This is a genomic window from Acidimicrobiales bacterium (genome assembly GCA_035536915.1).
Classification (GTDB): Bacteria; Actinomycetota; Acidimicrobiia; order Acidimicrobiales; family JAHWLA01; genus JAHWLA01.
This window is the reverse complement of the sequence record DATLNE010000003.1, coordinates 83,405-98,469: the sequence shown is the minus strand read 5'-3', so window position 1 is coordinate 98,469 and position 15,065 is coordinate 83,405. Positions and strand designations below refer to the sequence as shown.

The window sequence follows — 15,065 nt, the reverse complement described above, 5'->3', positions numbered from 1 at the left end:
TTTGCCCTTGTTGTCTTCGGCCAGTCCTGGCAATCAGCACCTGCTGCCACCGGAGGGGTCGTCACCGTGGCAACAGTCTCTGCCGGCCCGTCGTCCGCGTTGTTTGTCGATGCTCCGGCGGGCATCGTGTACGACGTCGATCCGCTCCTCGGCGTCGACGGCTTTCGCGGCCGTCGGGTCAACGGCAAGCAGACATTCGACGGCAGCCCGGGGGTCCGTTTTCTGGACGCTGACACGCTGCAACCGTTGCCGGGCGACGACCTGGCCCTTCCGATCGCACCGACGGGTTCGCCCCTCGTCGGCCAAGTCGATGAAGTGAACCGGCTTCTCTTTCTGGCCGCCACCTCGATAGACGGTCCGTCGATCGAGATCGTGGATGCCCGAAAGCGGGCCCACGTCGGGTCGATCAAGTCGTTCGCACCCGTCGGACACGAGGTCGTGAGCCTTGCAGTCACGCCGGAGAACCGCTTGTTCGTGATCGCAGGGGTAAGCGGCGAGCGAAGGCGGTTGCCGGTCATCGCCGAACTCGACCCCATGGCCGTGGTGAGGGGAACGGGCGTCGGCGTCGTCGGCCGTTACAACCTCACGCAACCGTGCGACGGCATCGCCGCGGGCGATGCCTTCGGGGCGTCCCGCACTGCTGCGTATGTGTCGTGCAACGGCCTCGACACGTCGAACTTGCACCGCCCGGCTTCGTTTCAGGGCGTCTACACGATCTCCCTGGTCGACGGGCACCTGCCGCCGCAGAGCGAGCAGGCCCGCTTCTTCGCAGTTCCGGGGGGCTTCCAGTTCGGATGGGGGCTCTTCGACGCGGTGAGCGAGCGGGTCATCCTCATGACCCGAGACTTCGGCCCTAGGGGTGCCTTCGTCTTCGACGGAAAGCACCAGGCGATGGTCGGCCTCATCGGCCAACTGGGCAACCTCTCGGGCGGCTGCGTCGACGTCAAGACCGGTCGCTTCTACGGCTACACGACCAGCCACGGATCGAACCAGAACATGGGCCTGCTCATCGGCGAAGCACGCGCCACCCCGTCGCCGCAGGGGTACGGCTTCCCCGAGTACGCCCGAGACAGTGTCTCGGGACGGGTCTCGTGCGACCCGGTTCGTCGCCATGTGTTCCTGAAGAAGTCGGGGACCAAGGGGTATTCGTACGACGTCGTCCGCGACGACATCCCGGTGTACATCCCCCCGTCGCCTCCACCCGACCCCGACACATACACCAGCGACACGCCAGCCGACGCGCGCGGTGCAGAAGTGAACTACCAGGCCCTCGGCCGTGCTTTCGGCGCGCGGGTGACCCTCGTAGGCGGGTACTCGAACCTCGCGCTCAACTATGTCAACATCGAGCTCGTCGACACAGCCATGACGACGGTGCCTCCGGCGTGCCCTCCCGACGACGCCGGCTTGAGTTGCAGCAGCATCAAGTCGAACGTCTCCCCGAGTTCGCGCGACTTCGTCTTCGGTGCTGTGGGGGATCCCGGGGAGTCGGCATCCGTTGGAGTTTCCAACTTCACCGTCGGCGCGGCCGCCAACGGGGGCGATCGCGACGCCGCCACGGAGAACGACATGGGGCGCGCGGCCAAGGTCGCCGAACGTGCGCCGAGCGATACCCCTACCGAGGTGTGGCCGTTCCGCCAACTCCTGTGTTCGACGGGACCTGGTCTTGGCGCCGAGGCCGTCGAGGGCCACGGTGCGACAGTCGTGTGTGATCCTGATCGGGCCGAAGGGCCGTTGGCGACGGGCACTGCGCACGGCAACGGCGCGCTCTTCGTGCCCGGCAGTGAAGCCGCCGCGCCGGGTGGCCTGCCCTTCGGCCTGAAGGTGGCAGAGGCCTCGTCGGAGGTGACGTCGCGCACCGACCCCGTACTCGGGGTGGTAACCACAGCCCGCGCCCGCGCCCGCAGCGTCGAACTGCGTACGGGCGGCGCGCACATCGTGTTGGAGAACGTCACGTCGTTGGCAGAAACGTCGGCCAAAGGTGCGGTCGGCACCGCGAAGAGCCGCTACGAGCGCAGCATCGGCCGACTGCTGGTGAACGGTGCGCAGGCGTGCGGCCCGTGCATCCCGGAATCCGTGGTGCACTTCCTGAACAGCCTCCCGCAATCGCACGTCCGTGCCAGCCTCCCGAACTACGACGCCGAGGCGTTCACGCCGACCCGCGGCGGTTACCAGGCGGCGGTCATCCGTGATCGGTGGGAGCAACTCGATGATGCCGTGCTGAACGAGCGTTCGAACTACGACCTCCAGGTGCCCGCCCTTCGCCTCGCGGTGCAAGAGGACGCGTACCAGCACTCTGCCATCCTCATCGACCTCGCGGCCCCTCAAGCCGAAGCGCATCTCGGCGTCAAGCCGTGTGCCTTCTGCGGCGGCTCTGGCGGTGACGGCAGCGGTGGAGGCGGCGGAGGGGGCGGGGCAGCGCCAGGTTTCGCGGCGATCGGCGCCACGCTTCCCGAACTCGGCGGACATACGACAATCGAAGGCAAGCCGGTCATCCGCTACCGCGACCGTCGCACCCCGCTGCAGCAGATCGTCGACGGCCTCAAAGTCGTCTTCACCTCACCGGGCAAATTGGGCGGGGTCCTGCTGGTGTGGAGCGTCCTCGCTTGTCCTGTTTATCTCGCGTCACGGCGCCGCCTCGTACTCCAAAGGATGCAGGATGTCGTTGCCTGACGAGCAGCATGCAGCGCCCCGCGTCGGTCCCTCGGCGGAAGGCACGTTGCTCACCCTCGCCGTACTGGCCTTGGTCGTGGTCCTGCTCTCGATCATCACCTTCGTCCCCCGCGGGTCGGGGCCCGACGGCCGCCCCATTGCGTCCGGCGGTGGCGGCGGTGGCGGCAGTGACGAGGGCGGCGACTTCGGCCTCGGTGCCGATCCTGCGGCGGCCGACGGCGGCCCCGGGGGAGCAGGCGGGTCGAGCGGTGGCGGTGGCGGCACCTCCGGTGGCGGCACCTCGGGAGGAGGCGGCAGCGCAGGTGCACTCCCCAACATCGACTGCAAGACGGGCAAGAACGGGGGCAACACCGACACCGGGGTGACGGGAAACTCGATCTTGCTGGGCGCCGTCACCGTGGAATCGGGCCCTGGGCGCTCGTTCCTGCAGCCGGAGACGGTCGCCATGCAGGCAGTCGTCTCCAAGGTGAACTCGGCGGGTGGAATCTGCGGCCGGCGCATCCAGTTGAAGCTGCGCGACAGCGGCTGGGACGGCTCCGTCGGCGCCCAGTACATCCAGAACATGGTCGAGGGCGACAAGGTGTTCGCCTTGGCCGTCAACCCCGACTCCGAGGGCCTGGAGAAGGCGTCGAGCTCGGGGTACCTGGGCAAGCAGAAGGTCCCGGTGATCGGCACCGACGGCCTGCTCTACAGCCAGTACACCGACCCCTACATCTGGCCCATCGCCACCTCGACCGTCTCAGCCATGCACGCCATCGCCGAGTCGCAGCACAAGAGCGGCAAGCGCCATTTCTCACTCGTCTACGAGACCACCTACCGGTTCGGGCGGGAAGGCGCCAACGCCTACAACAACACGGTCAAGAAGCTCACTGGCAACAACATCCCGGGCTACTCCGACCCCGACAAGAACCCCCAGTGCGCAGGTCGGTTCTGCGGCATCGTGGCCAGCCAGCAGGCCTACGGCTCCAACGCCAACACGATCAACAGCGCCTGCACAAACGCACCGGGCTGCGACGCTGGCGCCGTCCTGCTCGAGCCCGCCACCGCACTCACCTGGTTCTCCTCGGGCGGGGCGTTCGGCGGCGTCAGCGACCCCAGCGGCGGCGCCGGTGCAGCGCCCCAGCCTTTGTTCGCCCGCTCGTTCGCCGACGGCTGTCAGCGCAAGTGCGACAACCTCAGGCTCTGGACCGGCTTCAACCCGCCCATCGAGCAGTTCGCCTCCATCCCCGGCGTGCAGCAGTACATGCAGGACATGAAGGCCTTCTCGTCGTCGGTCGACGTCGACAACCAGTTCGCCGAAGGGGCCTACCTGGGGATGCGCCTGACCGTCGACGTGCTCACCAAGGCGAGCGCCCTAGGCCTCACCCGGGAGAACGTCGTTCGCATCCTCGACTCGACGTCGAACTACGACATCGGCTTGAGCGTGCGCCCCCTGACCTGGTCGAAGGGCAACCACTTTCCGCAGGCCACCGTGCACGCCTTCGACGAGAGCTATCCGGCGGGCTTCGGTGGCTGGCACTTCGTGCAGGGCTCGACAATCGACGACCCCGACCCTCGCCGGATCTGACCTCGTGAAGCTCCTTCTCGTCGACTTGGTTCTCGCGCTCCCGCTGATCGGCGCGTACGCCGTGTTCGGCCTCGGCATCGTCGTCACCTACCAAGCCAGCCGGGTGCTCAACCTGGCCCACGGTGCGATGGCCATGTTCCCGGCCTACCTGGCCTACGAGGCGACCAAGCGTGGCCTGCCGGTCGTGCTCGGCCTCCCGGTCGGCGCTGCTTGTGGGGCCGCCCTCGGGCTCCTCGTGGAACGCTTCGTTCTGCGGCCCTTGCGTAGCCGAGGCCCGACCGTCCAGACCGTAGGCACCGTCGCCGTGCTCGGCATGCTCATCGCCATCGCCGCCAAGCTCTTCGGGACCACCGCCACCCGCACGCCGAGCCCCTTCCCGCCCGGTTCCATCGAGGTGGGGGAGAGCACGTTGCACTCGGCCCAGATCGGCTTGTTCTTCACCGCCATCGTGGTGACCGCCGCCTTCTTCGCCCTCTTCCGGTTCACCGACCTTGGCATGGCCATGCGAGGAGCGGCGCAGAACCGCCGGGCGGCATCGTTGATGGGCGTGAACCCCAACCGCACCACGACAATGGCGTGGCTGCTGGCCGGTGCGACGGCCGGCCTGGGCGGGGTGCTCGTGGGCGCTGCCAACAACCTCGAGCCCTACAACCTGTCGCTCCAGGTGTTGCCCGCTTACGTGGCCGCGCTGATCGGGGGCCTCGGCAACCTGCCCGGCGTGCTCATCGGGTCGATCATCGTCGGCGGCGTGCTGGGTGCGGTTCCCGCCTTCGGCGAACTGCCGATCCTCGGCGAGCTGGCCCGCCAGTCGGGCGCCCCACAGGTGTTCCTCACCGTGGTGACCTTCATCGTGCTGGCCCGCCGCGGGGAGACCCTGGTGGCAGGCGACGCCCGCGCCGAGGGCGCATGAGCCCAGCGCACGCCCGTACCCCTGAGCAGACGCGGGCGCTGGCCGGGCGCATCTTCCGCTACGCCGTGCTGGCCCTGCTCGTCGCATGGCCCTGGTACGGCAACACCTTCGTGCTGTTGGGTGACGCCAACGTGGCCCTCGTCTACGCCATTGTGGCCTCGTCGCTGGTGCTGCTGACAGGCTGGGTCGGCCAGATCTCACTGGCGCAGGCGTCGTTCGTGGGCATCGGCGCGTTCGCCACCGCGGTGGTTGCCCGCAACCTCCACTTGGGCTTCCCGCTGAGTCTGGTCCTGGCGGCGGCGGCCTCGGCGGCGGCCGCCACCCTGCTCGGCATCGTCGCCCTCCGCGTGCGCGGCCTGCTCCTCGCCGTGGCCACCCTGATCTTCGCCTGGATGTGCGACACGTACCTGTTCTTGTCGCCCTGGCTCACCGGCGGCGGCGGCACCGTGTCGGTCGAGCCTGTGGCCGTGGGCACGGAGGGCGCCTTCCCGTACTTCGACTTCACCAACCGGCGCACGTTCTATTACGTCGCACTGGGCATCGCCGCGATGGTCTTCTTCGCCTTGTCGAACCTGCGCGACTCCAAGACCGGACGGGCCTTCTTCGCCCTCAGCGGCAGCGAGGTCGCCGCTGCCTCCGTGGGCATCGACGTCACCCGCTACAAGTTGCTCGCCTTCGCGTTGGCGGGCTTTGTGGCAGGGATGGCGGGCAACCTGACCGCCGTCTACCAAGGCGCGTTGAACCCCGCCCAGTTCCGTTTCACCGTCTCGTTCTTCTACTTGGCCATCCCCGTGGTGGGCGGGCTCAAAAGCCTGAAGGGCACGGTGGCGGCGTCGTTGCTCTTCGGTGCGCTAGCCGATCTGTTCTTCCGCGTCGAGGCCCTCAACGGCTACCTCGAGATCGTGTCGGCGGGCCTGCTCATGGCCGTGCTGCTCGCCTACCCGGGTGGGTTGGCGGCGTTCCCCGCCACCCTGCAGGGCTGGCTCGACGACATGTCGCCCACAATCGACCGGGTGCGGCGCTCCGCTCCGGTGTCGGCCGTGCTGCTTGCCATGCAGGGTGCCGGTGAAGCCGTCGCGAGAGTCGCTCCCGCACCACGGTCAGGCGCCGCCACGAGGCTGCGTTCCTTGTTCCCCGGCCGACGTGGCGCTTCGCCCCCCGCCGGACTGCTTCCCCTCGAAGCTCTCGGCCTCGGTGCAGTGCCTGCACCGGTGGCATCGACCAACGGGCACAGCGCGCCGGTCGAGTTGCCGTTGGTGCTGTCGACGAACGACCGCAGCTCCGCTCGTCCCGCCGGAGCGCGGGAAGACCGTCGCCCCGTCCTCCAAGCCGAGGGCATCACCGTGCAGTTCGGGTCGCTCACGGCCGTCGACGGTGTGTCGGTCTCGGTGCGGGAAGGCGAGATCGTCGGCCTCATCGGGCCCAACGGCGCCGGCAAGACCACCCTCTTCAACGCCATCGCCGGTCTCAACCGCCCGACGGCGGGCACGGTGAAGATCTTCGACGAGGACGCCACCGGCCTTCCCGTGCACGCCCGGGCCCGCCTCGGCGTCGGCCGCACGTTCCAGGCTATTCAGCTGCTGCGCGACCTGACGGTGTTCGAGAACCTGTTGGTGGCGACCCACCTGCAGAACGAGACGGGCTTCCTCGCCCACATCACCGTCACCCGAGCCGCCTTGCTGGCCGAGGACCGCAGCCGGGCCTTGGTGCGCCGTGTCATCGACCTGCTCGGCCTCGAAGAGGTCGCCCACCGGCGCGTCGGCGACCTGCCGTTCGGCATCACCCGCATGGTGGAAGTCGCCCGCGCCCTCGTCACCCGATCGCCGTTGATCATGCTCGACGAGCCCGCCTCCGGCCTCGACAACCGCGAGACGAAGCGGTTGGCCGACTTCCTGCTCGGCCTGCGGGCGCAGTTCGGCGTGTCGATCCTGCTCATCGAACACGACGTCGAGATGGTGATGTCGGTGTGCGACTTCGTGCACGTCATTGACCAAGGCAAGCTCATCGCCGCCGGGCCCACCGACGATGTCCGCCGCGATCCTCGGGTCGTCGCCGCATACTTGGGCCAGCCGATGGAGGCGCCCACGGCCTCGGCCCGGCGGAAGGAAGCGGTGTCTTCGTGAGCCTGCTCGAAGTCGAAGCGATCGACGTCTTCTACGGGCCGGTGCAGGCGCTGCGAGGGGTGTCGATCTCGGTGGACGCCGGCGAGCGGGTGGCGCTCATCGGGGCCAACGGGGCCGGCAAGACGACCACGTTGCGCACGGTGAGCGGGTTGATGGCACCCAAGTCCGGGCGCATCCGTTTCGGCGACGAGGACATCACCGGCCTCCCTGCGTGGGAGGTCGTGCGGCGCGGCATCGCCCACCTGCCCGAGGGGCGCGACCTGTTCGCCGAGCTCTCCGTCGAGGAGAACCTGAAGTTCGGCTATTGGCCCCACCGCAAGGATAAGGCGGGCTTGCGTCGCCGCATGGACGAAGTCATGAGCCACTTCCCGATCCTGTCGGCCCGGGCGGGCCAGGCGGCGGGGACCTTGTCGGGCGGCGAGCAACAGATGCTCGGCGTGGCCCGCGCCCTCATGTCGTCGCCCCGCCTCCTCGTCATCGACGAACTGTCGCTGGGGCTGGCGCCCAAAATCGTCGCCCAGATCTTCGACATCCTGGCGGAAATCAACCACGACGGCACCGCGGTGTTGCTGGTCGAGCAGTTCGTGCACATGGCGCTCGGCGGCACCGACCGCGCCTACGTGCTGGCGAAAGGTGAAGTTGTGCTCGACGGCCGCAGCGGTGACCTGCTCGACGACCCTGCCCTCACCGCCAGCTACCTCGGCGCCGACGCCGAGCCTGACGAGGAGCGACCCCGCCGCCGCCGGCGGGCGGCCGAGGGAGCGGGACGCTGACCCCGGCGGTGCGCCGTCACCGCCGCGCCTCGTTTCCGGTTGTCGCCGGCGTTTTCGCCGGGTTGTTCGCTCTGCTGCTGGCGCTTCAAGTGGCCACCGAGCGGCGCGAGTCGTCACAGGGAGACGACCGGCGTGCCCTGGAGGCCTTCGAAGCCGCCGCCGTGCCTGCGGCTCGCGACGTGGGGACCGGGATCGTGCTGGGAATCCGCCCCGACATCACCGATTTCCGCCAAGGGCGCATCACCGCCGCGGTCTTCCGCAACGACATGGTGGCCCGCGCCTCGCAGTTCGAACGGGGCGCGGCCGCCTTTCGCGGCGCCCCGCGCCCTCGCCGCCTTGAGGTCGCAACGGCCGAGTTCGACCGGAGCTTTGTGCTGTACCGCTTGGCGGTCGTGGCCTTGTACGAGGCGGGCGGCGTCGAGGGGCCCGCACGTGAGGAGCTGGTGTCGCTCGGTGCCGACCTGGGCAACCGGGGCGATGCCCTGTACGACCAAGCCGGTGCACGCGTGCAGCGGGCCCGCCTCGATCTCGGCCTCGGCCCAAGCCCCGAGTGGCCCGAACAGGCCGCTGCCGCGCCCGTCTCGGAACGCTCGACGGCGGCTCGCATCGACCTCGCCCAAACGTGCGTCGTCGGAGGAAGCGCACAACGGCTCGACGTGCACCAGGCGCCCGCGGGAGCACTGGTCGTCTACGCCACCCACTACGCCGATGGGAGCAGCGCCCTCAGCCGTGGCCATGCCGGCGGACTGGGCCATGGTCGCGCCGACCTCGATGCCCGTTTCGGCATCGAGTGGCGGGTCCCTGCCGACGTCCCGCCTGGGTCGACGGCTGTCGTCGCCGCAGTGGCAGGCGTAGTGGTGTCGGCCTCGTTCACTGCGGGCGCCACCTGTCCGTGACGATCCCCCGTCTACCACGGCGGTTCCGAGCGCAGCAGCCTGCACTAGCGTTGCGCGTCGACGATGGCTGAGACACGCCCGGCTGCCGGCAATGCGCTGGCCACCCTCCTCGAACTGTCGCACTACCTCGCTCCCCATGCGCTGGGAACAACGGTCCGCGATGTCGTGGCCGAAGCGGGCTTTGCCAACGCCACCATCTACGTCGTCGACTACGAGCAGCGCAGCATGCGAGCGCTCCCGCCCGGCGACGCCTCCCTCGACATCGACAGCACCATGGGGGGCCGGGCCTTCCGTCATGTCGAGGTGGTCACGGCACGCAACGAGGAAGGCGACCTGGGCCGGCTGTGGGTGCCGATCCTCGACGGGTCGGAACGCATGGGCGTGCTGTCGGTCGACGTGGAGGCGGCCGACCCCCAAACCGTCGCCGACGCCGGCCACATCGCCTCGTTGGTGGGCGAGTTACTGGTCAGCAAGCTGGCCTACGGCGATCAACTGCAACTGCTGAAACGCACCCGTCCCATGGGCATACCCTCCGAGATGCGCTGGGCGTTGCTGCCGCCGTTGACGTTCAGCACCAAGCAGGTTGCCGTCTCAGGCGTGCTGGAGCCCGCCTACGACATCGCGGGCGACGCCTTCGACTACGCCCTCAACGGCGACTGCATGCACCTGGCCGTCATCGACGCCATGGGCCACGGCCTCGAAGCCAGCCGCATGGCCAACCTGGCCATCGGCACGTACCGGCACGCCCGCAGGCACGACTACGAGCTGATCGACATGTTCCGCAGCATGGACGAGACGATCGCCTCCCAGTTCGGGCCCGAGAAGTTCGTTACCGGCCACCTCGCCCGCCTCGACGTGATCTCCGGGGTGCTGCGGTGGGCCAATGCCGGCCACCCCCGGCCGCTCCTCCTGCGAGACGCCTCGGTGATCGGCGAGCTGGAAGCGGAGACGTGCCTTCCCATCGGCCTCGGCGACGTGCCTGCCGAGGTGGCCGAGACGCAGTTGGAGCCGGGCGACACCGTGCTGTTCTTCACCGACGGCGTGGTGGAAGCGCGCTCACCCGACGGGGAACTGTTCGGCGAGTGGCGCTTGGTCGACCACCTCACCCGCGCTGCCGTGTCGCGGGAGCCGCTGCCCGAGATGATGCGACGCCTGGTGCACGCCATCCTCGCCCACGAGGGCACAGAGCTGCGCGACGACGCCACCCTGCTGGCCGTGCGGTGGATGGGGGCGGCCGGCTCCGACCGACCGCCCCACGCATCCGTGACTACCAGTTGAACCCGTTGGCGTACGACTGCTGCGCCAGCACTGCTTGGCCGCTCGTGTTGGGGTGGAAGTAGTCCCAACTGCTCATGTGGCTGAGCGCGAACGGGTAGTTGAAAACGGCGTTGCCGTCGAAGTCGCAGTTGGCCCCGTACGCCGTGCACGCCTGCTCCAACTGGGTGTTGAAGTCGATGTTGCGCTGGCGAACGCGGTTGCGGCGGTCCACGTCGGCCTGGGCGGTCGACTGCGGGTTGGCCAGCATCGACTGGCAGATGTTGTAGCCGCTCCACGCCGAACGGGCCGAGGAGCTGTTCTTGCCGATGTCCCAGAGGCGGTACACCGACGGGATGCTGATGACGGCGACGGCAGCGTTTGGCAGCCCCGCCTTGAGCGTCGCCAGCGCTTGGTCGAGCTGGCTGCGGTACGTCGCCACCGGCGTCATCCCGGCTTCGGTCGAGGCGCAGACATCATTGGCGCCGAGTTCGATGGTGACGTACTGCACGCCGGCGTTGACGGCGTTCTGCACCTGGGCGTTGAGGTCGATCATCTCGGCGCCCGATGTGGCGTAGTTGAAGTTCTTGCCGGTGATGGCCGAGTTCTTCGACTTGATGCGTAGGTAGTGGCTGTTGACGGTGCTGTTGTCGCCGGTCGAGAACGAGCGGCTGGGATGGTCGACGAACCAGCCGTTGGCGTTGAAGCCGCGGGTGATGGAATCGCCGAGCGAAGCCATGGAGCTCGGGATCGGTGGCACGGCGTGCGCCGCAGGTTGCGGAGCAAGCGTGAGCAGCAGGACGACGGCCGCAAGGCCGTACAGGTGACGTCGCAAGGTTCCCCCCTTGTCGTAGGTATGGATGCCGGCGGGCAAGGACGACAAGAGGGCGGCGACCGGTCGGGGCATCGTAGCCACCGCCGGGCCGAGTTGCCCGCGAGGTGGCGCGGTCGTAAGCATCGCCGCTCGTGGAGTCCGGAGACGAGTGGATCAAGCGGGACGCCGCCGTGGTGTGGCACGGCTTCACGCAGATGGCGGCCTACGCCGACAACGCCCCGTTGATGGTGGAACGAGCCGAAGGCCGTGAGCTGATAGACGTCGACGGCCGGCGGTACTTCGACGCCATCTCGTCGTTGTGGGTGACGACCTTGGGCCATCGCGTGCCCGAGCTCGACGCCGCCTTGGTGGCGCAGGTGGGCCGAGTGGCGCACTCCACCATGTTGGGCAACGGCAACCGGGTGGTGGTCGAGTTCGCCGAAGCCTTGGCCGCCCGGGTGCCGGTCGACGGCGCCCATGTGCTGTTCGCCTCCGACGGCGCCGCCGCGGTCGAGCAAGCCCTGAAGATCGCCTTCCAGTACTGGGTCAACTGCGGGGTCGGCGGGCGTACGCGCTACCTCGCCCTCGGCGGCGCCTACCACGGCGACACGGTGGGCTCGATGTCGGTGGGCGACGACGGCTTCGGCGTCGACCTCTTCGACCCGCTGCGCTTCCCCGTGGTGCGCACCCCTGGTTACGCGTCACCGGACTGGGCCGCCGCTGCCGTCGCCGCCATCGACGCGCACGCCTCCACGCTGGCGGCGGTGGTGCTGGAGCCGTTGGTACAAGGGGCGGCCGGAATGCGCATGGCTGCCCCCGACGACGTGCGACGAGTGGTCGACGCGGCCCAACGGGCGGGCGTGCTGGTGATCTGCGACGAGGTGGCCGTGGGCTTCGGCCGCACCGGCACGCTGTTCGCCTCCGAGCAGTGCGGCGTGCGCCCCGACCTGCTGTGCCTGGGCAAGGGCATCACCGGCGGGTACCTGCCCATGTCGGCCACCGTCGCCTCGCAGCGCGTGTTCGACGCCTTCGTGGGCGACGACCTCGGCCCCAAGACGCTGTACCACGGGCACTCCTACGGAGGGAACGCACTGGCCGCCGCCGTGGCCCTGCGGCACCTGCAACTGCTCGACGAGTGGGACGTGCTCGCCAACGTGCGCGCCCGTTCGGTGGAACTGGCCGCGTTGCTCGCGGGTCGACCGGGCGCCCGGACGTGTGGCCTGCTGGCCGCCTTCGACGCGCCGTCCGGACGAGATGCCCGCGCCGTGTGCGCCCGCGCCGTGGAACGCGGCGTGTTGTTGCGGTCGCTGGGGGAGTGCGTGGTGTTGGTGCCGCCGTTGACCTCGACCGCTGACGACCTCGACCGCGTGGCCGCCGCGCTCGCGCCATGAGCTGGGCGTCGTGGGCGGCCGCCGAGGCCGCTTCCATCCGTGCCGCCGGCCGGTGGCGCCAGGTGCGCACCTACGACTGGGACTCGTTGGTCTCGTTTGCGTCCAACGACTACCTGGGCCTGTCGTCGCACCCTGCGGTGGTGGCCGCCGCCTGCGAGGCCACGGCTCGATGGGGGACCGGCGCAGGCGCCTCTCGCCTGGTGGTCGGTTCACGCCCGGTTCACGACGAGCTCGAAGCCGAACTCGCGGCGTGGAAGGGGACCGAGGCGGCTCTGCTGTTCCCGACCGGCTATGCGGCCAACGTTGGGGTGCTGGCCACCTTCGGCGCCGCCGACGCCAGAGTGCTGTCGGACGAGCTCAACCACGCGTCGATCGTCGACGGCGCCCGCCTGGCCCGCGCCCAGGTGGCGGTCTACCGGCACAACGACCTCGACCACCTGGCGTCGATGATCGGCCCGCGCTCGATCGTGGTCAGCGACTCGGTGTTCTCCATGGACGGCGACGTGGCCGATGTCGACGGGCTGGTCGCCTTGTGCGACCGGGCGGGCGCCCTCCTCGTGCTCGACGAAGCCCACGACGTGTTCGGCCGTTCGGTGCCGCCGCACGTGCTGCGGGTGGGCACGTTGTCGAAGGCGCTGGGCAGCGTGGGCGGCTTCGTGGTCGGCCCCCGCGTGTTCGTCGACCTGTTGGTGAACCGGGCCCGCCCGTTCATCTTCTCCACCGCACTGCCCCCCGCAGTGGCGGCGGCGGCGGGCGCCGCATTGCGCATCGTCCGGTCGCCCGAAGGCGAGGCGTTGCGTACGCGCCTTCGCACCTCGGTCGAGCGAGTGGCGCCCGGCAACCCGTCGCCCATCGTGCCCGTGGTGCTCGGCTCCGAAGAGGCGGCGCTGGCCGCCTCGGCCGCGTTGCTCGACGAGGGCCTGGTGGTGCCGGCCATCCGGCCGCCGACCGTCCCGCCGGGCACGTCGCGACTGCGCGTGGCCCTGTCGGCCGCCCACACCGACGAGCAGGTCAGCCGCCTGGTGGCCGCACTGGCGCCCCACTTCGCCGCGGTGGCGCGATGAAGGTGGTGGTGGCAGGCACCGGCACCGACGTCGGCAAGACGTGGCTCGCAGCGCAACTGGCGCCGCTGCTCGGTGCCACGGCGTGGAAGCCCGCCCAGTCGTTCGTGCCCGGCAACGGGCTCACCGACGCCGAGGTGCTGGCCGCCGCCACCGGCCAGTCGCCGCACGAGGTATGCCCGCCGCACCGGTGGTACCCCGTGCCCTTGGCGCCGCCTGAGGCAGCCGACGAGTTGGGCCAGCCGCCGTTCACCCTGGCCGACCTGGTGGCCGAACAACCGACGGCCGACGCGTTGCTGGTCGAGGGCGCGGGCGGCGTGCGTTCGCCGTTGGCGAGCGACGGCGACACCGTGGCACTGGTCGAGGCCGTGCGCCCCGACGTCACCGTGCTGGTCGCGCATGGGGGCCTCGGCGCCATCAACGACGTGCGCCTCTCGGCGGGCGTGCTGCCCGGCCCGGTCGTCGTGTTCCTCAACCGCTACGACGACAACGACCTCGCTTGTCGCCGCAACCTCGTGTACCTGCGCCGCGACGGCTTCGAAGTCGCCGTCGACGTCGCCGACCTGGAAAGGCTGTTGCATGTCAGGGTCTGACCCCCGCCACTTGTTCGCCGCCGCCGCCACGGCCCTGCTCGACGAACGCCGCCAGTTGTCGGGCGACGAGCTGCGAGCGCTGGCTGCCGTGCCCGACGCCTCGGTGCCCGCGCTCGCCGCGCTGGCGCACGAGGTGCGCCTGGCCTGGTGCGGCGACGCCGTCGAGGTGGAAGGAATCCTCTCGGCCAAGACCGGCGGGTGCCCCGAGGACTGCCACTTCTGCTCGCAGTCGGCCAAGTTCGAGTCGCCGGTGAAGGCTACGCCGCTGCTCACCAAGGAAGAAGTGCTGCGGGCGGCCGAGGAGACCAAGGAGCTGGGCGCGTCGGAGTTCTGCATCGTGCTCGCCGTGCGCGGCCCCGACGAGCACACACTGGCCAACATCTTGGAGATGGTCCCGCTGGTGCGGGAGGAGACCGGGCTCAACGTGGCCGTCTCGGCGGGCATCCTCGACCGCTCGCAGGCCCAGCGCCTGGCCGATGCGGGCGTGCACCGCTACAACCACAACCTGGAGACGGCTCGCTCGTTCTTCCCGCAGGTCGTCACCACCCATTCGTGGGAGGAGCGCTTCGATACCTGCGCCCTGGTGCGCGAGCACGGCATGGAGCTGTGCTGCGGCGCCTTGCTGGGCATGGGGGAGAGCGACGAGCAACGCATCGAGTTGCTGGAGCAATTGCGGGCCGTCGACCCGGCCGAGGTGCCGATCAACTTCTTGAACCCGCGACCCGGCACGCCGCTGCAGGTGCGCCGCCCGGTGGGGGCGCTTGAGGCCATCCGCTGGATCGCCCTGTTCCGCCTGGCCCTGCCCGGCGTCATCCTGCGGCTGGCGGGCGGGCGCGAGATCACCCTGCGGGAACTGCAGGCGCTGGGCATGACGTCGGGGATCAACGCCCTCATCGTGGGCAACTACCTCACCACCTTGGGCCGCAAGCCCGAGGAGGACCTGCAGATGCTGGCCGACCTGCGCATGCCAGTGGGCGTGCTTTCCAAGGTGTTGTAGGTGCATTGCACAGGGT

General features: G+C 69.6%; 12 protein-coding genes. 11 read left to right on the top strand and 1 reads right to left on the bottom strand.

All coding sequences use genetic code 11. From position 1 onward, the window contains the following. Positions 1–66: 66 nt before the first annotated feature. From VM938_01265 to VM938_01235, 7 genes are all read left to right on the top strand, one after another. Positions 67–2,670, top strand: coding sequence for a hypothetical protein (locus tag VM938_01265; GenBank protein HVF73649.1), 2,604 nt, complete (start codon positions 67–69; stop codon positions 2,668–2,670). Next, complete coding sequence (locus tag VM938_01260) at positions 2,657–4,237, top strand: ABC transporter substrate-binding protein (protein ID HVF73648.1); 1,581 nt, start codon at positions 2,657–2,659, stop codon at positions 4,235–4,237. The genes VM938_01265 and VM938_01260 overlap by 14 nt, the downstream gene beginning before the upstream one ends. Before the next feature lie 4 nt (positions 4,238–4,241). Further along, positions 4,242–5,147 (top strand): branched-chain amino acid ABC transporter permease, encoded by a 906-nt coding sequence (locus tag VM938_01255; protein ID HVF73647.1) that lies wholly within the window; start codon positions 4,242–4,244, stop codon positions 5,145–5,147. After that, positions 5,144–7,270, top strand: a complete 2,127-nt coding sequence (locus tag VM938_01250; protein HVF73646.1) for a branched-chain amino acid ABC transporter ATP-binding protein/permease — start codon at positions 5,144–5,146, stop codon at positions 7,268–7,270. The genes VM938_01255 and VM938_01250 overlap by 4 nt, the downstream gene beginning before the upstream one ends. Further along, entirely contained in the window at positions 7,267–8,043 is a 777-nt protein-coding gene (locus VM938_01245) for an ABC transporter ATP-binding protein (protein HVF73645.1), read from the top strand. Before VM938_01250 ends, VM938_01245 begins: the two co-directional genes overlap by 4 nt. Positions 8,044–8,105: 62 nt before the next feature. Next, complete coding sequence (locus VM938_01240) at positions 8,106–8,939, top strand: hypothetical protein (protein ID HVF73644.1); 834 nt, start codon at positions 8,106–8,108, stop codon at positions 8,937–8,939. A gap of 63 nt (positions 8,940–9,002) precedes the next feature. Next, positions 9,003–10,217, top strand: coding sequence for a PP2C family protein-serine/threonine phosphatase (locus VM938_01235; protein HVF73643.1), 1,215 nt, complete (start codon positions 9,003–9,005; stop codon positions 10,215–10,217). Here the strand turns inward: VM938_01235 and VM938_01230 are convergent. Next, positions 10,207–11,100, bottom strand: a complete 894-nt coding sequence (locus VM938_01230; GenBank protein HVF73642.1) for an SGNH/GDSL hydrolase family protein — start codon at positions 11,098–11,100, stop codon at positions 10,207–10,209. The genes VM938_01235 and VM938_01230 overlap by 11 nt on opposite strands. 59 nt (positions 11,101–11,159) lie before the next feature. On the opposite strand from VM938_01230, the gene VM938_01225 reads away from it, so the two are divergent. The 4 genes from VM938_01225 to bioB are packed head-to-tail and all read left to right on the top strand — an operon-like array spanning position 11,160 to position 15,049. Continuing rightward, a complete protein-coding gene (locus VM938_01225) occupies positions 11,160–12,398 on the top strand; it encodes an aminotransferase class III-fold pyridoxal phosphate-dependent enzyme (protein HVF73641.1) in 1,239 nt (412 codons plus the stop codon). Further along, positions 12,395–13,462 (top strand): 8-amino-7-oxononanoate synthase, encoded by a 1,068-nt coding sequence (locus tag VM938_01220; GenBank protein HVF73640.1) that lies wholly within the window; start codon positions 12,395–12,397, stop codon positions 13,460–13,462. The genes VM938_01225 and VM938_01220 overlap by 4 nt, the downstream gene beginning before the upstream one ends. Then, positions 13,459–14,052: a dethiobiotin synthase gene (locus VM938_01215; GenBank protein HVF73639.1), complete on the top strand. Its 594-nt coding sequence runs from the start codon at positions 13,459–13,461 to the stop codon at positions 14,050–14,052. The genes VM938_01220 and VM938_01215 overlap by 4 nt, the downstream gene beginning before the upstream one ends. Continuing rightward, positions 14,039–15,049 (top strand): biotin synthase BioB, encoded by a 1,011-nt coding sequence (bioB, locus tag VM938_01210; GenBank protein HVF73638.1) that lies wholly within the window; start codon positions 14,039–14,041, stop codon positions 15,047–15,049. Before VM938_01215 ends, bioB begins: the two co-directional genes overlap by 14 nt. Positions 15,050–15,065: the final 16 nt, after the last annotated feature.

Coding starts and splice junctions, on each gene's coding strand:
- VM938_01260 (HVF73648.1), top strand. CDS start 2,657: ATGTCGTTGCCTGACGAGCAGCATGCAGCGCCCCGCGTCGGTCCCTCG.
- VM938_01250 (HVF73646.1), top strand. CDS start 5,144: ATGAGCCCAGCGCACGCCCGTACCCCTGAGCAGACGCGGGCGCTGGCC.
- VM938_01235 (HVF73643.1), top strand. CDS start 9,003: ATGGCTGAGACACGCCCGGCTGCCGGCAATGCGCTGGCCACCCTCCTC.
- VM938_01230 (HVF73642.1), bottom strand. CDS start 11,100: ATGCCCCGACCGGTCGCCGCCCTCTTGTCGTCCTTGCCCGCCGGCATC.
- VM938_01220 (HVF73640.1), top strand. CDS start 12,395: ATGAGCTGGGCGTCGTGGGCGGCCGCCGAGGCCGCTTCCATCCGTGCC.
- VM938_01215 (HVF73639.1), top strand. CDS start 13,459: ATGAAGGTGGTGGTGGCAGGCACCGGCACCGACGTCGGCAAGACGTGG.
- bioB (HVF73638.1), top strand. CDS start 14,039: ATGTCAGGGTCTGACCCCCGCCACTTGTTCGCCGCCGCCGCCACGGCC.